Origin of the sequence: Thermodesulfobacterium sp. (assembly GCF_030445475.1) — a bacterium.
In the GTDB taxonomy this organism is placed as follows: Bacteria; Desulfobacterota; Thermodesulfobacteria; order Thermodesulfobacteriales; family Thermodesulfobacteriaceae; genus Thermodesulfobacterium; species Thermodesulfobacterium commune.
This window is the reverse complement of record NZ_JASUTP010000004.1, coordinates 60,284-81,078: the sequence shown is the minus strand read 5'-3', so window position 1 is coordinate 81,078 and position 20,795 is coordinate 60,284. Positions and strand designations below refer to the sequence as shown.

At 34.8% G+C, this 20,795-nt stretch carries 19 protein-coding genes, 4 tRNA genes and 2 pseudogenes; 11 read left to right on the top strand and 14 right to left on the bottom strand.

Annotation, left to right across the window (positions count from 1 at the left end):
• Positions 1–154 precede the first annotated feature (154 nt).
• The 5 genes from PWP26_RS02935 (at position 155) to PWP26_RS02915 (ending at position 1,853) form a co-directional block, all read left to right on the top strand.
• A tRNA-Gly gene (locus tag PWP26_RS02935) sits at positions 155–228 on the top strand.
• 30 nt (positions 229–258) lie between these two features.
• Positions 259–942, top strand: a complete 684-nt coding sequence (locus PWP26_RS02930; RefSeq protein WP_022856176.1) for a metal-dependent hydrolase — start codon at positions 259–261, stop codon at positions 940–942.
• 11 nt (positions 943–953) lie between these two features.
• Positions 954–1,646 carry a molybdopterin-guanine dinucleotide biosynthesis protein B gene (locus PWP26_RS02925; protein WP_022856177.1) on the top strand — a complete coding sequence of 231 codons (693 nt, stop codon included), beginning with the start codon at positions 954–956 and terminating at the stop codon, positions 1,644–1,646.
• Positions 1,647–1,692: 46 nt separating this feature from the next.
• Positions 1,693–1,765: transfer RNA gene (locus PWP26_RS02920), tRNA-Lys, on the top strand.
• A gap of 13 nt (positions 1,766–1,778) precedes the next feature.
• Positions 1,779–1,853 (top strand) — tRNA-Glu (locus PWP26_RS02915).
• A 90-nt stretch (positions 1,854–1,943) separates the two neighbouring features.
• On the opposite strand, the gene PWP26_RS02910 is transcribed toward PWP26_RS02915, so the two are convergent.
• The 14 genes and pseudogenes from PWP26_RS02910 to PWP26_RS02845 form a co-directional block, all read right to left on the bottom strand.
• Positions 1,944–2,399, bottom strand: a complete 456-nt coding sequence (locus tag PWP26_RS02910; protein WP_051754446.1) for a hypothetical protein — start codon at positions 2,397–2,399, stop codon at positions 1,944–1,946.
• A gap of 26 nt (positions 2,400–2,425) precedes the next feature.
• Positions 2,426–3,142 carry a DUF4198 domain-containing protein gene (locus tag PWP26_RS02905; protein WP_287568768.1) on the bottom strand — a complete coding sequence of 239 codons (717 nt, stop codon included), beginning with the start codon at positions 3,140–3,142 and terminating at the stop codon, positions 2,426–2,428.
• Positions 3,139–4,494 (bottom strand): amino acid permease, encoded by a 1,356-nt coding sequence (locus tag PWP26_RS02900; protein ID WP_051754445.1) that lies wholly within the window; start codon positions 4,492–4,494, stop codon positions 3,139–3,141. Before PWP26_RS02900 ends, PWP26_RS02905 begins: the two co-directional genes overlap by 4 nt.
• Complete coding sequence (locus tag PWP26_RS02895) at positions 4,487–5,320, bottom strand: SAM-dependent methyltransferase (protein WP_301398930.1); 834 nt, start codon at positions 5,318–5,320, stop codon at positions 4,487–4,489. Before PWP26_RS02895 ends, PWP26_RS02900 begins: the two co-directional genes overlap by 8 nt.
• A gap of 24 nt (positions 5,321–5,344) precedes the next feature.
• The gene (locus PWP26_RS02890) at positions 5,345–7,624 is read right to left on the bottom strand and encodes a TonB-dependent receptor (RefSeq protein ID WP_287568767.1); all 2,280 of its coding nucleotides are present in this window, start codon (positions 7,622–7,624) and stop codon (positions 5,345–5,347) included.
• Positions 7,625–7,842: 218 nt separating this feature from the next.
• Entirely contained in the window at positions 7,843–8,973 is a 1,131-nt protein-coding gene (gene chrA, locus PWP26_RS02885; protein ID WP_287568766.1) for a chromate efflux transporter, read from the bottom strand.
• A gap of 1 nt (position 8,974) precedes the next feature.
• Positions 8,975–9,181 (bottom strand): hypothetical protein, encoded by a 207-nt coding sequence (locus PWP26_RS02880; RefSeq protein ID WP_301398929.1) that lies wholly within the window; start codon positions 9,179–9,181, stop codon positions 8,975–8,977.
• A 74-nt stretch (positions 9,182–9,255) separates the two neighbouring features.
• Positions 9,256–9,758 (bottom strand): annotated as a pseudogene (locus PWP26_RS02875) (sulfite exporter TauE/SafE family protein).
• Between the two features lie 26 nt (positions 9,759–9,784).
• Positions 9,785–10,000, bottom strand: a complete 216-nt coding sequence (locus PWP26_RS02870) for a hypothetical protein (RefSeq protein WP_051754441.1) — start codon at positions 9,998–10,000, stop codon at positions 9,785–9,787.
• A 3-nt stretch (positions 10,001–10,003) separates the two neighbouring features.
• Positions 10,004–10,623: pseudogene (locus PWP26_RS02865) on the bottom strand (FmdE family protein).
• A 194-nt stretch (positions 10,624–10,817) separates the two neighbouring features.
• Positions 10,818–10,988, bottom strand: a complete 171-nt coding sequence (locus PWP26_RS02860) for a hypothetical protein (protein ID WP_287568449.1) — start codon at positions 10,986–10,988, stop codon at positions 10,818–10,820.
• Between the two features lie 35 nt (positions 10,989–11,023).
• A complete protein-coding gene (locus PWP26_RS02855) occupies positions 11,024–12,640 on the bottom strand; it encodes a putative sulfate exporter family transporter (RefSeq protein ID WP_301398928.1) in 1,617 nt (538 codons plus the stop codon).
• A 285-nt stretch (positions 12,641–12,925) separates the two neighbouring features.
• Positions 12,926–14,311 carry a sigma-54 dependent transcriptional regulator gene (locus tag PWP26_RS02850; RefSeq protein WP_273019219.1) on the bottom strand — a complete coding sequence of 462 codons (1,386 nt, stop codon included), beginning with the start codon at positions 14,309–14,311 and terminating at the stop codon, positions 12,926–12,928.
• Complete coding sequence (locus tag PWP26_RS02845) at positions 14,301–16,142, bottom strand: DUF3365 domain-containing protein (RefSeq protein WP_287568444.1); 1,842 nt, start codon at positions 16,140–16,142, stop codon at positions 14,301–14,303. Before PWP26_RS02845 ends, PWP26_RS02850 begins: the two co-directional genes overlap by 11 nt.
• A gap of 245 nt (positions 16,143–16,387) precedes the next feature.
• On the opposite strand from PWP26_RS02845, the gene PWP26_RS02840 reads away from it, so the two are divergent.
• From PWP26_RS02840 to PWP26_RS02815, 6 genes are all read left to right on the top strand, one after another.
• Positions 16,388–16,459, top strand: a tRNA-Gly gene (locus tag PWP26_RS02840).
• A 23-nt stretch (positions 16,460–16,482) separates the two neighbouring features.
• Positions 16,483–16,950 carry a ribosome maturation factor RimP gene (gene rimP, locus PWP26_RS02835; RefSeq protein ID WP_038059990.1) on the top strand — a complete coding sequence of 156 codons (468 nt, stop codon included), beginning with the start codon at positions 16,483–16,485 and terminating at the stop codon, positions 16,948–16,950.
• 16 nt (positions 16,951–16,966) lie between these two features.
• On the top strand, positions 16,967–18,232 hold the full coding sequence (nusA, locus tag PWP26_RS02830; protein ID WP_273010715.1) for a transcription termination factor NusA: 1,266 nt from the start codon (positions 16,967–16,969) through the stop codon (positions 18,230–18,232).
• Positions 18,225–18,452, top strand: coding sequence for a YlxR family protein (locus PWP26_RS02825; RefSeq protein WP_051754436.1), 228 nt, complete (start codon positions 18,225–18,227; stop codon positions 18,450–18,452). The genes nusA and PWP26_RS02825 overlap by 8 nt, the downstream gene beginning before the upstream one ends.
• A gap of 1 nt (position 18,453) precedes the next feature.
• Positions 18,454–19,530, top strand: a complete 1,077-nt coding sequence (gene pheA, locus PWP26_RS02820) for a prephenate dehydratase (protein ID WP_273010714.1) — start codon at positions 18,454–18,456, stop codon at positions 19,528–19,530.
• A complete protein-coding gene (locus tag PWP26_RS02815) occupies positions 19,531–20,772 on the top strand; it encodes a M48 family metallopeptidase (protein WP_301398927.1) in 1,242 nt (413 codons plus the stop codon).
• The last annotated feature ends 23 nt before the right edge of the window (positions 20,773–20,795 follow it).

Sequence of the window (20,795 nt, the reverse complement as noted above, 5' to 3'; positions counted from 1 at the left end):
TGAACAAATAGCCTACATCCAGGAGAGGGTAAACCAGGAATACGAAAAACTTCTTAAACTAGCTGAATGCTTCGGTGAACCCCAAACAGAACAAAAAGAAGAGTAATTTCTTCTTGACAGTAAGAAAAAATAAATTATAATAATTTCTTGTGAAGCGGGCGTGGCTCAGCCTGGTAGAGCGGCTGCTTGCCATGCAGCAGGTCGCGGGTTCGAATCCCGTCGCCCGCTCTTTATTTTTTCAATTAAAGGTGTGATGTCATGAAGTTAGTCTTTTTTGGCCATTCCTGTTTCAAAATAGTTTCAGAAAAAGGAAAAAAGATTATCATAGATCCATGGCTTACTAATCCTCTTTCTCCTAAGGATGCTGACCAGGGTCCTTATGACTATATCCTTATCACCCATGCCCATGGAGACCATTTAGGGGAAGCCTTATCCCTTTCTAAAAAAGGTGGGGAAATTATCGCAATCCATGAAATTCAGCAATATCTCCTTCGGAAAGGTGCTACTAAAGCTATAGGCATGAACATAGGTGGAACTTATCGTTCAGATGGTATTAGTTTTACCATGGTGCCAGCCTTACACAGTTCTTCTTTTCCTGATGGAAGCTACGGAGGAGAACCCTGCGGTTTTGTGATCACCCTTGAAAATGGCTTAACCATCTATCATGCAGGTGATACCGGGGTCTTTTCAGACATGAAGTTAATCGGTGAACTCTATACCCCTGAGATAGCCTTATTACCAATAGGAGACCATTACGTAATGGGGCCTAAAGAGGCTGCCAAGGCTTGTGAACTTATCAGGCCTAAAGTAGTTATCCCTATGCATTATGGGACTTTTCCTGTGCTCTCAGGTAAGGTAGAAGATTTAGAAAACGAGATAAAAAAATATGGGCTTGAGATTAAGATACATCCTTTAAAGCCTGGTGAAGAATTCAATCTGTAAAGTCATCTATCATGCCCTGTTTTCTCGCACTATCAGGTTATAGTGGATCTGGAAAAACTACCATAGGTTCTTTTTTAGTTAAAAGATTAACTGAAGAGGGATATAAGGTAGGGGTAGTTAAATCTTGTAAAGAGAAAGAAATTTTTACGGATATACCTAATAAAGACACTTGGATTTACAGAGAAAACGGAGCTTCTGGGGTTGTTCTTTTTCAGGAAAAAATAATTACTCTTTATTTAGACCCTCAAAAAAACAATCTCACTTCTTTTAAAGACTGGTACAGTTATTTTCTATCAGTTTTTTGGGGATATGACTTAGTTTTGTTTGAGGGCTTCAAGAATGTAGACATTCTCCCTAAACTTTGGGTCTTAAAGGATAAAGAAGAGGATTTAAACTTAGTAAAAAAGGAACTTAAGAATCTTTTAGGTTTTGTGGTGAAAGAAGACATAGAGTGGTGGAAAAACAAGTTTCCTGAAGAAACTTTTTTTAGTATAGAGCAAGAAGAGGAGCTTTTGAGTTTTTTAAAAGATTTTATAGAGCAGAAAAGAGAAAAGGTGATACTAAAGGTTAACGGAAAGAAGGTTCCTCTTAAAGATTTTGTAGCAGACATTTTAGCCTATCCTCTTTTAGGTTTTGTTAAAGCCTTAAAAGGTGTCCCAGAAGAAATCCAAGAGATAGAAGTAAAAATAAAAAACATATCTTGACAAAACCAAGAAACCGTTTATATTTAAAAAAGTTTAAAAAAACGGTGGGCCGGTAACTCAGTCGGTAGAGTATCGGCCTTTTAAGCCGAGAGTCGCAGGTTCGAGTCCTGCCCGGCCCATATAAAGAGTTGTGCCCCCATCGTCTAGCCAGGTCCAGGACACCGGCCTTTCACGCCGGCGACAGGGGTTCGAATCCCCTTGGGGGCGCTTTTTTTCTTTTTCTAAAAATAATAGAACTCTTCTTTTTTGAGTCTAATTTTTATTTTTGTTATTCGAAGTAAGAATATTTTTGCAATTCTAAATAGACTTTCTTGACCTTAAGAACAGATAAATACCCGTTATCCCTATAATCCACCCTGCAATTCCAAAAGCGATAAAAAACCTTATATGGGAAGCGATAAGTGGCTTCTTAAAGTGAGCTATATCTAAATTATCCTTTATTTTTATTTCAATCTCTGTACTATGAAGCCCGTGTTCTGTCTCTCCCTTCGCTATAACCTTCCAAATACCTTTTTTATCTGGCATAAAACAAAAAATCCCGTTTTTATCAGTCCTTGCTTTTTGAAAAGGTATTTTTTCATCTGGTGAATAAACTTCTATCTCTGCATAGTTCATCGGTGATTTATCTGCAAAAAAGAAACTTACACAAATACCCTCCCTTTCTCTTACCTGATAACTAACCTCATGAGCAAACATTTTTTCCAAAAAACTTATACACAGTAAAAAACATGTTAATAACAAAACCTTCTTCATGCTTTTACCCCCACCTATTATAAATTTTATCTTTGCCAGGTAAGAGAGGTAATAAGCCAGAGATAGTCAGCTTTAGGGTCTGAAATCTTTAACTTATAAAAACACACCAAGGCATAGTAATTTTCTTTCATCTTAAGGTCTTCAACCCTTATTCTTGCTATCCCCTTTGTGTCAGTTTTAGCTAATTCTTTATGAAAAGGGTTAAAAATGGTTACACCTTCAGCTGGTTTACCTTCATATAAGACCTTTATTACAACTTCGTCTTTTCTTTCATATGGAGTTTCTACAAAAACTGGTTCAAGCTTTAATCCTAAGGGTTTTTTTAGAAGAGATGAATCTGTAAAAATTGCTTTGGTTGCTTGAATCACATAAAAACTTTCTACCACTTGCAAACCCTGTTTTTGAGCTTCAATTTTATCCATTCTTTTTCTCCCTTCTGGTGTAGTAACCAGATAAACCCCATCCATAGAAGCAAGGATTAAAGAAGGCTTTTCTTTACCTGAAAGAAGGAGTTGGTTATTAATTATTTCTTTTTTTAGTGTTACAGATTTTCCTTTTTTATCAAAAGCTTTAATTTCTTTTATTGCTGCAGGATTATAAGATTCGACCTTCCCTTTATGTCCCCAAAGAACTTTAAACCTTCCGTCAGTTTCTTCTATCCAAAGCATATGACAAAAACCGATCTTTACCCAGAACAAAAAAGTTAAAAACATAAAAACCAAACTTAAAATAAATTTTTTCATGCTTTACCCCCCTTTGTTTTTAATTTTTGATTAAATTTGAAATAATACAGTGTTAAGCCTGCTAAGATAGTTAACATTCCTGCTAAAAGGGTTAGAGGCTTAGTAACGATAGTAAAAATAATCATCCAGAGGTTAACCAAAATAAAAGCAAAAGCTGAGAAAATAAATTTTTTCTTAAGTTTCATAAGACCTAAAACTGTCAGGCTTGCACATAGAGATAAAGTAAATCCTATGTAAAGAAGAAGAGCTTCAAAGGTTGAAGTCAAAACCATAAAAATAGCAATTAGTGCTTGAAGGAGTATAGAAAAAATAGGGGTCTTTTTTTCTGGATGAATTTTTGAAAATACTTTAAAGAATACCCCATCCCTTGCCATAGCATAATATACCCTTGGTCCGGCAAGTATCATAGCACTTAAAACAGAAAGAAGTCCCAAGGTAATACCAGCAGTAAAAATAAAAGAAAGTTCTTTTCCAAAAACTTTTTCGGCTGTCTTAGCCCCTAACTCCACAACGCCAGCCATCTCTTCAAAAGAAAGAACTTTAACATAAAGGTAGTTTGTCCCCAGATACAAAGTTGCAATCACTAAAATTCCTAACAAAAGGGCTAAAGGAATGTTTTTTTGTGGATTTTTTATCTCTTCTCCTATATAGGTTGCAGCATTCCATCCACTGTAGGCATACATAACATAGATAAGAGAAACAGGAAAACTTAAGCTTAATAGTGCCTCTTTTTTTGGAACTAAACTTCCGATCTCAAAGTTAGTCATTCCTTCTTTAGCGTATATGAATCCAAAGAAAATAAAGGTAAAAAGAAAAAAAACTTTAAAGAGAGTTATTCCTGTTTGAAAATTAGCCCCTATTTTAATTCGTTGGGTATGAACTAAAGAAAGAAGTAAAATCACTGATACAGCTAAAAGTTTGGAGATTAGTTCTGAGGTTTGTATGGAAAAAAGTTCTAAGAAGTATTTTGAAAAGGCAATAGCTGTTGCAGCAATAGGAGCAGAAAAACCAACGATAAGCGAAATCCAGCCAGCAAGGAATCCAAAAATCTCGCCAAAAGTTTCCTTCAAAAAAACATATTCTCCTCCTGCCCGAGGAAAAAGTCTACCAAGCTCAGCGTAACTAAGAGCACCAAAAAAAGCAATCAGACCTCCTAAGAGCCACAGAAAAAGAAGAGCCACTGGATCTCTAAGTTCCTTTATAATGAATCCAGAGGTGGTAAAAATACCTGTTCCTACGGTGTTTCCCACAACAAGCATGATAGCAGGAATAAGCCCTATCTCTCTTTTTAAAACCAGTTTTTCTTCCTTAAATCCATAGTTAATTTCAATTTGAGTAACATTTTTATTCATCAAAATCTCCAAAATCCCCCACATACACTAAATATTCAAAAGGAAGTTGAATTCCTCTGATTTTTTCATAGATATCTTCAAAGGTTCCAGCTATAACCCTTTCCTTTTCTTTATAACCAGCATGCAAAACAAAGATTACTTGAGTTTTTGGAGAGTAATATTTTTCTATCTTCTTTAAAACTTCAGTTATGTCTTTTATTCTCATGGTAAAAATAACAAGGTTTGTGCCTGTTTTAGCAAGGGCCTCAAGGTCAGAAAATCCTGCAGCAAGGGTTACACTTTGGGCCTTACCTCCGGTGATGCTCTTTCTTATAGCAGCATTAGCTGCATTAAAAGAACTAACCCCAGGAATGATTTCTGGGTTTAAGTCTTTAAATGCCTCCACATACCATATATGTGGACCGTAGATAGTAGGATCACCGTCTTCAAGAACGGCTACCACCTTACCTTGCTTAACAGCTTCTCTTATGATCTTGGTTATCTTTTCAAGCTCTTTTCTTTTTTCTTTTTCATCAAAACTTAAAGACTTTATTTCTATCTGAGATTTAGGGTTCCCTCTATCTTTTCGATAAAAAAGATGAAAAATACCAAATCCTGCATCATAAACCTCTTTTCCTTTAATTAAATCTTTTACCCTTTCACAAGTCCATTTACTGCAAAAGATAACATCAGCTTTTTTGATAACTTCATAAGCCCTTAAGGTCAAATTATCAGGGTCTCCAACCCCGGTGCTAACAAGATAAAGTCTACCTTCTGCTTGAGCCAAGGAAAAATTTAAACTTATGAGAAAGAAGCTTAAAAATAAAATTTTTTTAAGATTTTTCATTTTATAACCCCCCTTTTTTTACTTTTAAAAATTAAAGGATATAGACCCAAAGACATTAAAAGGAGTTCCTGGGTAATAGTTATTGCTGGTACCAAAAATATATCTTCTATCAAACAGATTGTTAAACTCAACGGTTAACCTAAGGTTTTTGAGCCTTAAACTTCTTATTTCTTCTTTATTGTAAGAAACCATCAAATCAAAGACTTCATACCCAGAAACCTTCTCTGTACGTGCTAAATTACCGTAGTAACTACCCACATACCTAAATCTGGGAACTATTTCAAAACCTTTATACCTTGCTATAAGTCCTGTAGTGAGCATCTTTTCTGGAACTCCTATTACTTGTTTTCCATCCACAGGATAACGAGTTCCGGCACTTATGATGTCTCCATCATATTTCATCTTTACATAAGATGGGTTAAAAAATAAGGAAAATTTATCTGTAAGATGAAAGGTTGAAGCAAGCTCAAAACCATATCCTCTCGCCTTACCGATAAAGGTATTAAAACTTACAGGTCTACCAGTAGAAGGATCAATCAGAAGCTGGGCAGGGTTATCAGGATCTTTCCATCCTGGAGTAAAAGGCGTGTTTAAGTTTTTGTGTTTAGAGAAGTAAACAGTTGGATATAACTCAAATTTCTCTGCTCTAATCCTAAGCCCCAAATCCCAGTTATAAGTTTCTTCACACTTATAATCGTTAAACAGGTCATCTAAAGTTATGCCCATCTTTTTGAATTTCTCATAAAGGCGATAATAAAGGTTTACGATAGGCATATACATATAAGGAGTTTGAAAAGTTTTACCAAAGCTTGTATAAACTTCTATTTTTTCATTAAAAGAATATGAAAGACCAAAGGAAGGGACCCAAGCAGAATAACTTCTTCCACCATAGTCAAGTTTAGGCTCTCTTAGCAAGTAAGGCACTGTTCCGTTGTATTGAGTAATGTATCCTTCATTTTTTCCGTCTTTTTTCTTTATATATTGAAGACCTGCTTGCCAGTTTAGTTTACCTATGTTTCCTGCAAACTTAAGGTAAGGACTTGAAGAATAGCCATCTGAAATACTTTTGGTAAATCTACCCCATCCAATAAAAGTTAAGCTACCATCAGGGTTTAACCAATAGTTTTTAGAAGGTCTGTCATCCCACTCTTGAAGCTCGTAATGGTAACCTAAAAGTCCTCTAACAAACTTTAAATCAAAAACAAGTTGAGTTAAAGCCCCTTTTCTTTTAACCTCCCATCCACTCCAGGTTACTCCTGGTTTACTTTGTCTCATAGGACCTGAGATGCTTATAGTTCCGCTCCAATCCTCTTTTTCTTCTATTCTGTAATAAGGTTTTATCTGAAGCATCAATTGGTCTAACAATTTTATATCTAAAAAGGCATAATAGTCTTTATTTGTCCATCCAAGTTTCTGATATTTATAGTAATACCAATCTTTTGTAGAATTGCCCGTAAAGTTTTCATTATAGTCTAACCATCTATCTTTCTTAGCATCTGGATATGAAAGAGTAGCATACTTATGATGGTCAAGGTCATTATAGTTTGCCCAAAGTTTTATGTTAATTCTATTTCCTAAAGCCTGAACCAAAGTAAAGTTTAGGTTTTCTCTTGGACCAAGTTTTCCCTTGCCTCTCCACTTATCTGCCTCTGCATAAGAATAAGAAAGGGAAAGCTTAGTGCCTAAGGACGGTAATTTACCCGAATCAACCCTTAAGAAGGTTTTAGTATAATCATTCATCCCTAAGCCCTGTTTAAATTCAAACCCAAATTTATCTTTTGCCCATTTTGGTTTTAACTCAACCGTTCCCCCTCTTGTTCCTGCACCTGTTCCAAGGTCAACAGGAATAACCCCTCTGTAGACATCGATTGCCTCCAAGTTTTCTAAATCAAAAATGTATTCCCTTGGACCGATAGGGTTTCCTCCGTAAACAGGGACCCCTTCAACAGACATCGTTCCCAAGGAACCAGAAACACCTCTTATCGTTATACTTCTCTGAGTTGAAGAAATACCTGCAGGATCAGGAGTTTCAAAATATACCCCTGGTAAAATATTTAAGATAGACCAAACGTTGCTACTACCCCTTTCTCCAGATAGTTCAATACCTTTTTTGGTGATCCCGATCCCTGTATAAACTGTTTCTGCTGTCTCTTTGGTAGGGGTAATTATTTTTTCACTAGTAACTATTACTTCAGGTAAAGATTCCGATTTTTCAACCCCCTCCTTATTTATCTCTTCTGCAAAGGCTTGAGAAAGAAAAAAGTCTTTAAAACTAAACTTATAATAAAGAACTTTTTTGCCCACATTTTCCCCCTCCACCAAACATCATTCTAAATATATTAACATTAAAAACATAACTTTTAACAAAAGTTATGTTTGTTTAATAGCATATTTTTTCAAAAATGTCAATAGAAAATATTTTTATATTTTTTTTGTTAATAATTACAAAAAATTGCAAAATTTTTTAAGATTTTTATCGTTTAAATATGAAACTTAGTGAAAAAAAGTATTACTAAAGGTTGTTAGAAAAGGAAAATTGAGAATAGTCCGGAAATAAGAATTATATAAACAATATCAATCTTTCGATAAAGGGCCAAAAAACTTAACATGGCCATCATGGCTTTAAGAAAATTCCAGTCTGTAGAGGTGACAAACTTAACAGTTACAAAAAGAAGCAAACCGGAAAAAGAAGCTAAGATCCCTTTTTTCGCTTTAAAAAAAATTTTTAAATGACTTATTTTCTCTGACAGTTCACAAGATAATGCCATGATAATAAAAGATGGGGTAAAAACAGAAATCGTTGCTATCAGAGATCCCAAAAGACCTTTTAATAGATAACCGACAAAAGTGGCTGTTATCACTATCGGTCCTGGAGTAACTTGCCCAAGGGCTATACCATCCATGAAAGTTCTGTTATCAATCCAGCCCAATCTATCTACAAATTCATGCATCATAAGAGGTAAAGAAGCATAGCCTCCTCCAAAAGCAAAAAGGTCTATTTTTATCATGGTTAGCGAAATCGTAAAAAGGGTCTTATCCACAAAATATAAACAAAATAAGCCTATCAAAGGAACAAAAATAAGACATACAAGACCTATAAAATTTATTTTTTTTGAGTTCCCTGGTTTGTAGATAGAAACATCTCTAAACAGTAACTGAGACAAAACTAAACACATAAAGATGATCAAGAAAGGACTAACCTTAAGCCAAAAAAGTAAAAAAGAAAGAAAACCTATCAACATCTCACTCTTTGACTTAACCAAAGGTCTTGCAAAATTTAGAAAAGCGTTAGCCACAATACTTATCACTACCACTTGAAGTCCGTTAAAAACCGAAATAACTCCTGGAAGGTCATGTATCTTAACATAAAAATAAGATAAAATAAGCATTAACAAGAAAGCAGGTAACCCAAACCCTGTAAAACTGGCAATCCCTCCTAATATTCCCCTGGTTTTAAATCCTACATAAGCTGCAACCTGCATAGCAGTAGCTCCTGGGATTGCCTGAGCTATCACCACTCCATCCTGAAAAGTCTTAATATCAAGCCATCGCTTTTTTTCAACTGCAAGATCTTTTATGTAAACTACCATCGCAGGACCACCAAAAGCAGTGAGTCCGAGTTTCAAAAATGATACAAAAAGTTCTACTAACATTTTAATGACTAAGCATGCTAAGAACTTTATATAACGTTACTATTACAAGCACTACTCCAAAAAGTTGTCTGACGCGGTTACTTGGTAACCATAGACTCGTAAGTCTCGCACCTATGAAAGAACCTACAGCACCTGCTATTACCAATTTTAGTGCAAATAAAAGTTTAACAAACAAAGCTTCGTCATCTTCTGTAAAATAAATACGCACTAAAGTATGTGGCATAAGGCAGAATATAATAAAAAACTAAGCTGTCAATATTTGATGTTAGATTATAATATAATCTATTTTAATAAATCCCAAAGCATCTTAACTGCGATGATATACAATACTATTCCTATAACTTTTTTAACCTGAGGAGCAGTTAACCTTTTTCTCATAAGATAGTTTCCAAGCAATCCACCAGCTATTGAACCTATGGCGCATAAAACAAGAAGATAAAAGTCTATGTTCCCCACAGAAATATGCCCTAAAAATCCTGAAAAAGAAGAAAAAATTACGATAAAACTGGTGGTGGCTGAGGCTTTTTAGGGTCAATACCAAGCCAAACAAGAGCTGGAACTATAAGATTCCCTCCACCTACTCCCAAAAGCCCTCCTATATAACCCGCAAATCCACCAACCGCAACTCCATAAATAATAAGCTTTTTACTATCTGAAATCTCCTTTTTTTTGGGTTTATACCAAAGCATCATAGACCCTGCAAAAATTAGAAAACCAACAAAAAGCCATAAAAGCAGGGTTCTTGAAAGATGTTCTGCTGTGATAGCACCAACTGGAGAAAACACCGAAGCAAATACTAAAATAGGCAGGGCTATTTTATATAAACAATTAGCCCCGACCTTGCATTATAAGAAGAAGCAATAGCCATAGCTATACTGTTTAAAAGTAAAGCTGTTGACATGGCAGTAAGAAGAGGCACCCCTAAACCCACAAAAACTGGAATAAGAATAAACGCAGCCCCTACCCCGGCTATCGTAAGCACTGTCGTAAAAATAAACGTAATTATACAAGCAATAAGGTAGGTCATTTTTCATACCTTCCTTTTTTCAAAGCCTTCTTCATAACCTGAACAGTCTATACAAACCTTTTTGTTACCAGTAGAACAGGCTTTATTTGTCCCAAGTAATCTGATGTAAGGTAGTGATACCATCTCTCCACATATCTCACAAACTTCCATCCCCATCACTTCGAAGGGAGGTTCAAAGTTTGAGTCTTCAACTTTTCCAATAAATAAAACTTCTTCCTCTGGGGCATTATGCACAAGATTTACTACTTCCCATACGTCCTCTTCAGGAATCTCTGTAGGTGGTATTCCCTGAGATCTTTTTTTCATAAAATTTGGTTTAGCAATCTGTTCTCTTATCTTTGGATTAAAACTTATTCTTATTTGTTTCCTTTTTTGTGGATCAATTAGAGTAAAAGCAAGTTTCCCTCTGGGATTCCTTAAAAGATTACCTTTTCCTGTGGTACAACCTTGGCATACTGAACCCCATCTCCAAAACAGCCAGCACCATGATTGTATCCAGTTTCCAAGATAGTATAAAAAGTCTTAGCACCACTTCTTGGGGAGCCAAGTTCTCTTAACGCAATCAACCCAGCCCTTAACCCTAAAGCTGACGCCCAGCATTTGTGTCCATGAAACTCAAACATCTTTTTTAATAATTCCCTTTCCATGACTACCCTCCTCATACAAAGTATGTTGTATAATAATATAGCTAAATTGTTATATGTCAAGAGTAAAATATAAATCGATAATATTTTAGAACTTAAAAATAAAACAAAAAAGCCCTGAGAGGCCCTCGAAAACCTCTCAGGGCTTAAGTTTTTAGATATTAACTAAAATCTTATCCGTGAGAAGAAGGAAAGAAAGTATAACTAACCCAAACTAAAATAATCAAAAGGACTATACCTAAACCTATAGACCATTTTACCAGTTTGCTTTCTATAGGTAACCATGGATCATATTGCATCTTCTGAAGTTCTTCTATCAACCTTGCTTCTTTTTCTTCTGCCATACTAACCTCCTTTAGTAAAGTTTTTCAACCAAAAACTACTGTCCTATTATAGGTGGTTTTACCCCATGGAAGAAAATATAAGAAATCAACAATCCAATCCAGATGATAAATCCAAACAAGCATACCAGATAAACTACTGCTAAACGCCCTATTCCTTCTTCCCAGAGTTTTCTGAAGTCAGAGATAATACCGATGGTAAAGAAAGTAAAGAGAAACATAAAGGTTCTCAAGTTATTCAAACCATTAGTAGCTGTTTTGGTTTGGTCAACTATCTTTTTGGAATCTTTTATACTAGCTTTTAATTCATCAATTTCAGCTTTTTTGGTAGCTATTTGCTGAGCTAACTGCTCCTTAATGGCAGGATCGATAGCTGTAGCAGCTTGTTTTTCAAGTTTTTCTACTTGTTTTTGGATAGCTTTTATTTGATGTTCCGCTGTTCCTACCTTAGGAGCATGGGGGGCAGAAATGATCAAGAAAATCACAAAGCCAAGGGCATAAGCTAAAACAAATTTGGGGAATCTATGCCAAATCTCTTTGGCGGTAACTGTTTGCCCTTCTTGACACTCTATGTGTGCGCACCAAATATAAGCTAAAATAAAAGCCCAGATACTTATAAAAATGTCGATGAAAAGTTTGGTGGTAGCGGCAGCCATCATGATCCAACCAGGTTCATACTTAATACCAGCTACCGCTTCAGCCTTACCTCTTATTAAAGCATCCACTATAGCACCAGAGGCAAAAGCTGCTCCATCAGTCTTAACCGCAAGCCCCATCCAAGCACCAGCAACCATAGGTTCTTGCCATAAAAATTCACGAGCTAAGAAAGGTAAAATAAGCAACTCAATCACAGCAAAGATAACTACTAAAGAAGAAACCATAACAGGAACAACAGGTCTTGCTTTAATGGCACCTCCTGTGGCAATAGCTGCAGAAACACCACAAATAGAGATACCTGAAGCTAAAGGAGCTGCCCACTCTTTACTAAATTTAAAATATTTTCTTGCAAGCCAATATACAAGAGCCCAGTAAATAAGATAAGCCTCAACTATAGCACAAAGTCCTCTGAAAAGAACTGCAGAGGCAAGACCAAAGGCTTGTGCAGATTTTAATCCGAGAACAGCACCCATTAAACCAATACCTGTCTTAACATAAAACTCTGGTAAAACCGCTTCTTTTATAAAATTGGCAAAACCTCTAAAAAAGTTACCTATAATCAAACCTAAAATTAAAGCAAAAATAAGTCCACCTTCCCCGGTAAGCCTAAGAGACCAAGGGATGTTATGTTTGGTTGGGTCTGTAGCAGCGAAATAGGCATAATGTCCTAACAACCAGCATGCATAACTAAGCCAAAAAACAAAAAAGAAACCAACAATAAACCTTCCTACATTAAGGCCTAAGAAAGCTGCTCCAATAGCAAAAAATACCGTTAAAAACAACCAGGTTAAGATTAAAGATACACCACCTGAAATACCCACTTTTTTACTAAGTGGAGCGAGAGCTTTATCAAAAGATAGCCACTCGGAGGTCTTCACCGTCCAACCAAAAGGATCTATCCCTAAATAAGATAGAAAAGAAATTATTATTAAAGCCACAGCTAAATAAAAAGCTAACCAATCTTCATTAACCAGCCCCTTCTTCTTTCCTTCTACCATACAATCTCCTCCTTTTTGTTAATATTTTTAAAAATAGAGGCAAACAATTCCTTAAACTTCAACCTTTTTTCATAATCTCACCCCCCCTAATTTGTCTTTATTCTGTTTGTAAAAATTGCAAAAACTATACCAATTATTTTGTTATTTTATTTTTTATAAATATGTAGAAAAATCTAAAGTTTAAGACCCTATTAATTTATGACCTAATTTTGCATGTTACCTAATGGTAACATATTTTGAAGATTGTGTTTCTTTTGGGTAACTCAAAGTTAAAAAAACTAAGAGCTACTCTTCTGATTGGATTGCATCCTCTGAGTGATGGTAAAGAAGGTTAAATTTTTTGAGTTTTTGCCATAGGGTTTTTCTACTGATACCTAATTTTTTGGCTGCTTCGGTTTTGTTCCAGTTGGTTTCTATTAAAGTTTTAAGTATAAATTCTTTTTCTATAGATTCTTTAGCGAGTTTATAATCTAAAACATCTTTTTTTTCTGATTTAAAACTCTGGCTTATTTCTTCAGGTAGATGGGCTAGAGTTATATTGCCGTCTACGGCTAATAAAACTGCCCTTTCTATGGCATGTTTTAGTTCTCTTACGTTACCAGGATAATCATATCTTATCAAAGCCTGAAAAGCTTCTTCTGTTATTTTAGGTAAAGGTCTTTGAAATTCCTCAGAAAAATGTTTTAAATAATGATTAATTAAGATGGGAATATCTTCTTTTCTGTCTCTAAGGGGAGGGATTTCTATAGACATTACGTTTATTCTGTAGTATAGATCTTCTCTAAATTTGCCTTCTTTTACCAACTGTTTTAGGTCTTTACTGGTTGCATAGATGAACCTTACATCAACCTTAATAGGTTTATCTCCTCCTAATCGATAAACTGTTTGGTCTTCTAAAATTCTTAGAAGTTTAGCTTGTAGGTTCTGAGGAAGTTCTGCTATTTCATCCAAAAAAAGCGTTCCTTTGTTAGCCAGTTCTAACATACCTTTTTTGGAAGTATGGGCACCGGTAAAAGCCCCTCTTTCATAGCCAAAAAGCTCTGCTTCAAATAGATTTTCAGGAATGGCTGCACAATTGATTTTAAGATAAGAGTTTTTTGCTCTTAAGCTTAAAGCCTGGATACAATCTGCTACCAACTCTTTTCCTGTGCCACTTTCTCCCAAAATAAGCACAGGAACGTCTGTTTTGGCTACAAGCTCTATTTTATTGATTACCTCTTTTATAGCCTTACTTTCTCCTACTATCTGCCTTAAAGCCTCTTTTTCTCTTAATTTTTCTCTTAGTTCATCTACCTCTTTTCTTAAATTTTTAAACTCAAAAAACTTTTCAACTACAACCATCAATTCTTCATTACTAAAAGGTTTTGCTAAGTAATCAAAAGCTCCTTCTTTTATAGCCTGTACCGCACTTTTAACCTCAGCAAAGGCAGTAATCATTATTATCCCTATTTGTTCTTGTTTTTCTTTAATTTTCTTAAGTAAAGAGATACCGTCTATGTCGGGAAGTTTAAGGTCAAGGATGCATAGGTCAAATTTTTGTTCTTCTATTTTCTTTAAAGCCTCTTCTCCCTTCTCACAGGTATCTACTTCAAACCCCTGATCTTTAAGATAATGAGACAAACCAAACAAAATTATTGGTTCATCGTCTACTATCAGTATTCTACCCTTCATGTATCCTTCGCCCCTCTAAAGGTATTTCCACTACAAAGGTAGTTCCTTTTTCAGAGGTAGTAAACCATATTTTTCCTCCATGTTGTTCCACGATAGACTTAGAAATAAAGAGACCAAGCCCGGTGCCTTTACCCAAAGGTTTAGTAGTAAAAAAGGGATCAAAAACTTTTTCTGCTACATGTGGCGGGATACCTGAACCTGTATCTGACACCTCAATAAACATTTTACCATCTTTATGATAAACTTTTATGGTTAAAACTTTTTCTTCAGAATTTTCCATAGCATCTACCGCGTTTAAAATCAGGTTAAGTAAAACTTGTTCGATTTTGTTCGAATCTAAATAAACTGGACTTAATTTTTGTTCTAATTCTATTTTTAGTTTTATATTTTTTTCTTTTAAATAATAATTTATCAATTTTAAAACATTTTCTATCAAGTCTTTAATCTCACAAACTCTAAGATTTAGCTCTGTTGTCCGAGAAAAATCAAGTAATACCTTTATTATATTTTGAATACGGGACAATCCCTGGTTTATAAGTTTTATATGTTGATTTTTGGTTTTCTCATCCATAGAACTTCTAATAACATTATTTAAACATAAAATAATTCCACCTAAAGGATTATTTATTTCATGAGCTATGCCTGCGGCAAGTTGCCCTATAGCAGCCAATTTTTCAGTAATAGCCATCTGTTCTTCTATTTTCTTTTTTTCTGTCACATCTTCTACATAGTGAACTACCTTTATAACTTTACCGGTTTGATCGAATACCGGATAGAGATGGGTATAGTAATAACCTCCTTCAGTTGAGCTGATATACTCTGAAACAGGTTGTTGAGTTTCAATCACCCTTCTTATCAAAGCTATAGGGCAGGTTTTATTTTGGTCTGCTTTAAGTGGATCACATTCTGTATTAAAAACTGGTCCCTTTTTTTGACTTATCCATTCTTGATAGGCTCTATTACTAACCTCTACTTTACAGTTTAAATTAACCAACGCTAAAGGGTCTGTTATGTGGTTAAATATAGTTTGTAAGGTTTGAGCATAGGTTTTGATAGCTTCTTGTGCCTCAAAAAGATGATTAGCCAACTGATTAAAAGATTGAAGAAGTTCTCCTATTTCGTCTCCCCTTTCTACTTCTAACCTCTGGCTTAAAGGAACATTTCCTGAAATGATATTTCTAAAATGGACTGTAAGTTTTTTTATAGGTTTACCTACTATAGTCCAAAAAACTCCTTCTATGGTGATCAACAACAAAATAACGGTTAACATTCCAGAAATAAAAGTGGTAATAGCGATATGTTTTATTTCTAACAACCATCTTTCAAGAGGTACATAAATAGCCTCTAATCCCATCAAATCCCCAACCTTCCAGAGGAAATCTTCTTTCCGTGGATAGATCTTAAGAAGACTTTTGGGAGCGTCTTTTGTTTTACCATGACATACAAGGCATTCTTTTTCCACATGGATAGGTTTTATAACCACAAGATATTTATCTTTGTTGAAATCTACAATATTTTCCCAACGTTTAATCTCAGGATTCTGCATAAAATTTTTTAAAATTTTTCTTTCAAAATCGTTAGGTAAATGCTGTGGATTTATAGGTTTTAGAGAAACCCTTCTATAATCATAATCAACAAACTTAGTTTTAAACCTTCGCATTACTTTTGTCCTAATATGAGTGGTAGACATGGCTTCTAAAATAAAATCTTCTTTTATGTTTGATTCTTTAAAAAATCTAAAAAGAGAAGGTCTTAACTCTTCTTTTACATAATCACCTAAGGCATCTATTTGAGTAATTAAGAGTTCAGCTTCTCTTCTTGCCTCTTCCATTGCTTGATTTTTTAAAAAATAATAAATTATCGTAGAAAAAAGAAAACAGAAAAGAGTAATAACAAACAGAAGATACAAGGTAAACTTTGTACTTAAACTTAGATTTTTAAAAATGAATTTGATTTTTTTCATCTACATATTTGATTTTAAAAGTAATGCTCCTTTTTTCAAGTAGATTATACAAACTTAATAAAAAACAACCTTGCCAAACTGAAGAAATAATTTATAATTTTATCTTATAAAAAGCGGGCGTAGCTCAGGGGTAGAGCACCAGCTTCCCAAGCTGGGGGTCGCGGGTTCGAATCCCGTCGCCCGCTCTTATTTTATTTTTAAGGATAAAATGATAGAAAAGGACTTAAAAGAAAAAATTAGAGAGCTTATTGAGACCCCTATCTTAAAAAAGGGGATAGAGCTTGTAGACCTTGAATGGAAAAGAGAAAGAACAGGTTGGGTTTTAAGGTTGTTTATCGACAAACCTGGTGGAGTTACCATAGGAGATTGCGCTAAGATTAGTGAAATAGTAGGTAAAATTTTAGATAAAGAAGACCTTATTCACCATTCTTATAACTTAGAAGTTTCTTCTCCTGGAATTGAGAGGCCACTGGTAAAAAAGGAAGATTTTGAAAGGTTTCGTGGAGAAAAGGCTAAAGTAGTTTTAAAAACTCCTTTAGAAGGAAGAAAAAATTTTTCAGGCATTATTTTAGGGATTGAAGAAGAATTTTTGTTGTTAGAGGTAGATCAAAAGGTTTGGAGATTGCCTTTAGGTGAGATTAAAAAAGCTAATCTTCAACCAGAGTTAAAATTTTAAAAAGGAGCATACTTTTATGCAACAAGGAGAACTAAAAAAAGTTATAGAAGCTTTAAGTAAAGAAAAAGGGCTTTCTAAAGAAATTTTGATTGAAGCTTTGCTTGAAGGGGTAAAAACTGCAGCCAAGAAAAAGTTTGGTAATAAAGTCAAGATTGAGGTAAAGTACAACGAGGAAAACGGAACGATCGACATTTATAGATTAAAAGAAGTGGTATCTCAGGTTTCTAACCCTGAAACTGAGGTGTCTTTAGAAGAGCTACAAAAAATGGGATTAGATGCAAAGATAGGAGACTTGATAGGAGAAAAGATAGAACTTCAAGAACTTGGAAGAATTGCTGCCCAAATAGTCAAACAACTCTTTTCTCAAAGGGTAAGGTTAGCAGAAAAGCAGATCGTATATGAAGAGTTTAAACATAAGCTGGGAGATATTGTAAGTGGTTATGTCCACAGGTTTGATAAAAGAGGAGTGATCCTTTCTGTGGGTAGGGCTGAAGCCCTTTTACCTGAAGAAGAACAAGTCCCAGGAGAAAAATACATCAGAGGAACTCGTCTAAAAGCGCTATTGATAGAGGTTTACAGGCAACAGGAACCTCAATTGGTGGTCTCCCGTTCTCATCCTGCTTTTGTGAAAAAGCTGTTTGAGAAAGAGGTCCCTGAAATACAAGAAGGGATTGTAAAGATAGTAGCTGTAGCCAGAGAACCTGGTTCAAGGACTAAAATTGCTGTTACCTCTACCAACCCGCATGTTGACCCTGTAGGGGCTTGCATTGGGGTTAGAGGTTCTCGGATTTCGGTAATCTTAGAAGAGATAAACCTTGCCTCAAAAGGAGATAAAAGAGAATACAGGGAAAAGATCGACGTAGTATTGTGGGATCCAGACCCAGCCAAGTTTGTCTACAATGCTTTAGCTCCAGCAGAGTGTAGTAAAGTAATAGTAGATGAAAAAAATAAACTTTTAGAGGTAGTAGTGCCTGATGATCAACTTTCTCTTGCCATAGGAAAAAAGGGAGAAAACGTTAAACTTGCCTCTAAACTTGTAGGATGGAAGATAGACATACTAAGCGAAACTCAATTTTTAAGAAGACAAGAGCCTGAGTTTTTAAAGCTTCTTAAAGTAACGGGACTATCAGACGAAACTGCCGGACACTTGTACGAAGCAGGAATAAAAGACCTTAAGACCCTTTTAGAAACCCCTGCTGAAAAAATAGCAGAGATTACCAAATTAAGTTTAGACCAAGTAACCCAGATTTTAGAAAAGGCTAAAAAAGAACAAGTTGGTTAAAAAAGGACACATCCCTGAAAGGACCTGTGCCTTTTGTAAAAAGAAGGCACCTAAGTTTGAGCTTTTTAGGTTTGTAAATAAGGGAGGGGCTTTGGTTTTTGACCCTGAAAAAAAGCTTCAAGGTAGAGGTGCTTATTTGTGTAAAGAATGTTTTGAAAAAAGAAATACTCGAAAGGTTATGACCAAACTTTTAAGGGCATTAAAGATAATCTCTTCTTAAAATGAATAAAGAAGATCTAAAAAAATTAAGGCAAAAAATAGATAAGATTGACGAGCAACTGCTTTCTCTACTTAAAAAACGTTTAGAGTTAGCTAAAACCATCGGAAAGATAAAAGAAAAGGCTGGGTTTCAAAGCTTCGACCTTAGCAGAGAAAAAGAAATTTTAGGAAGAATTCTTAAGCAAAACCAAGGTTTTTTCCCTGAAGAAGCTTTAAAAGTAATATACTCTGAAATCATAAAAGCCTGTAGAAGTGTTCAAGAAAAAATCAAGGTAGCTTATCTTGGACCTGAAGCTACCTTTAGTCACATCGCCGCCTTAGAATATTTTGGTACCTCTGCTGAGCTCATCCCTGTTGAAACCATATTAGACGTATTTGAAGAAGTAGCAAGCGAGAGGGTGAAGTTTGGGGTAGTGCCTATAGAAAACTCTATCGAAGGGGTAGTAACTACTACCCTTGATGCTATATATGAATATGGTCTAAAAGTCTGTGGAGAAGTCTATCAACCTATTTCGCACCATCTGTTAAATCAAACCGGAAGACTTGAAGATATTAAAAAAGTTCTCTCTCATCCTCAAGCTATAGCTCAGTGTAGAAAATGGTTAAGAAAAAAACTACCTTCAGTACCTGTGGATACTGTACCTTCTACAGCACTTGCTGCTAAATGGGCAGCTGTGGACGAAAAAGTTGCCGCCATAGCAAGTCTTATGGCTGCCAAGTTATACCATCTTCAGGTGGTAGCTAAAAACATCGAAGACATAAAAGGTAACTCAACCAGGTTTTGGATTATCGGAAAAGAAGAAGTTCCATTTACTGGCGAGGATAAAACTTCTCTGATTTTTAGTGTTTCAGACAGACCTGGAGCTTTGTTTGAGGTGCTGGGGTGCTTTGCTAAAAGAAAGATAAACTTAACCAAGATAGAAAGCAGGCCTTCTAAAAATGAACCCTGGAAATATATCTTTTTTCTTGATTGTGAGGGCCATATCCGGGAGCCTATATTACAAGAATGTATAGAAGAGATGAAAAACCACTGTTTACAGGTAATTTGGTTAGGCTCTTATCCCAAAGGGAAAAATTAAGTGTTTTATGAAGAACTTATCTATCTTTGGATAGGTTTTATACTTTTTGAACTTTTTCCAGAAACTAATCCAAGTTTTTCTCCTGTTATTTTTATTTTTAAAGAACTTTTCTTTTTTTTTACTCTTATTCTATTTAAAAAATTTTTAAAACCTCAAAAACTTTCAGGGTTTTGGATTAATTTTTTTAACCTGTTTGTGCTGGTTTTGTTTGTGGTTGACCTTGGGCTGTTTGGTTTTAAATCCTTTTTAAATCGATATTATTTTTCTTCTCTTTTAGGTTTTTTGTGGTTTTTACACTATGTAGTACTAATAAGGGTTTTTCTTTTTGGGTTTTCTTTGGCTTATTTAAAAATAATTCTTGGCATGATGAGCCCTATAATCACTTTGATTTTGATAGAAAATGTTTTGGATATCCTTAATCTTAAACTGGAAAGTTATGCCTATCCTTTAATCTTTTTTCTGGTGCTTTTTATTTCTCCGGTTTTTATGATTAGATTATTTCCGGTAAAGGTATTAGAAGATATAAGAATAAGAGAACTAATTTTTAGTTTTTTTCAAACCTTTGGGGTTAAAATAAAGGAAATTTATGTACTTAAAGACTTTGGCAAAAAAGTTTATACAGCTGGAGTAATAGGCTTTTTTCCTAAATTTAAATATATTTTCTTTTCTCAACCTCTGTTAGACCTTCTCAACGAAGAAGAACTTATAGGGGTTTTAGCTCACGAACTTGGGCACATAAAAAATAAACATGCTTTTTGGTTACTTTTAGTTTTATTAGGACTTCCTTTATATCTAACATCGATTTTTTGCCTGTTTTCTTTTTTTGACCAGCTTTTAGGTTTAAAGGTTGTAATGTATTTAAAAAGTTTACCTTCTTATTATACAGAAACCCTTAACGCCCTGGTTTTGGTTTTTTCCTCATATCTTTACTTAAGATACATATTCGGTTATTTTTTAAGACAGCTTGAGAGAGAGGCCGATTTTTACGCTTTAACCGTACTTGGTAACCCGAAAGGATTAATTGCCTCTCTCCTTAAAATAGGAGAAATTTCAGGACAGCTTTATAAAAAAAGCTGGCATCATTACGGTATTTTTGAAAGGGTCTGTTTTTTACAACAAGCTTCTTTAGAGGGTTTTAATTTTAAAAAATTCTATATAAAAAACAGAACCCAAATTATCATCTTTTTGGTAATGAACCTTATTTTAATTTTGTTTTTTGGCTTTTTGATTGCTGAGATTTAAAAAATTTTTAAAATATTAAAAGC

Coding starts and splice junctions, on each gene's coding strand:
- PWP26_RS02910 (WP_051754446.1), bottom strand. CDS start 2,399: ATGAAGAAGGTTTTGTTATTAACATGTTTTTTACTGTGTATAAGTTTT.
- PWP26_RS02895 (WP_301398930.1), bottom strand. CDS start 5,320: ATGAAAAATCTTAAAAAAATTTTATTTTTAAGCTTCTTTCTCATAAGT.
- chrA (WP_287568766.1), bottom strand. CDS start 8,973: ATGTTAGTAGAACTTTTTGTATCATTTTTGAAACTCGGACTCACTGCT.
- PWP26_RS02900 (WP_051754445.1), bottom strand. CDS start 4,494: ATGAATAAAAATGTTACTCAAATTGAAATTAACTATGGATTTAAGGAA.
- PWP26_RS02850 (WP_273019219.1), bottom strand. CDS start 14,311: ATGAAGGGTAGAATACTGATAGTAGACGATGAACCAATAATTTTGTTT.
- rimP (WP_038059990.1), top strand. CDS start 16,483: ATGATAGAAAAGGACTTAAAAGAAAAAATTAGAGAGCTTATTGAGACC.
- PWP26_RS02845 (WP_287568444.1), bottom strand. CDS start 16,142: ATGGAAGAGGCAAGAAGAGAAGCTGAACTCTTAATTACTCAAATAGAT.
- PWP26_RS02855 (WP_301398928.1), bottom strand. CDS start 12,640: ATGGTAGAAGGAAAGAAGAAGGGGCTGGTTAATGAAGATTGGTTAGCT.
- PWP26_RS02860 (WP_287568449.1), bottom strand. CDS start 10,988: ATGGCAGAAGAAAAAGAAGCAAGGTTGATAGAAGAACTTCAGAAGATG.
- PWP26_RS02870 (WP_051754441.1), bottom strand. CDS start 10,000: ATGACCTACCTTATTGCTTGTATAATTACGTTTATTTTTACGACAGTG.
- nusA (WP_273010715.1), top strand. CDS start 16,967: ATGCAACAAGGAGAACTAAAAAAAGTTATAGAAGCTTTAAGTAAAGAA.
- PWP26_RS02925 (WP_022856177.1), top strand. CDS start 954: ATGCCCTGTTTTCTCGCACTATCAGGTTATAGTGGATCTGGAAAAACT.
- pheA (WP_273010714.1), top strand. CDS start 18,454: ATGAATAAAGAAGATCTAAAAAAATTAAGGCAAAAAATAGATAAGATT.
- PWP26_RS02930 (WP_022856176.1), top strand. CDS start 259: ATGAAGTTAGTCTTTTTTGGCCATTCCTGTTTCAAAATAGTTTCAGAA.
- PWP26_RS02905 (WP_287568768.1), bottom strand. CDS start 3,142: ATGAAAAAATTTATTTTAAGTTTGGTTTTTATGTTTTTAACTTTTTTG.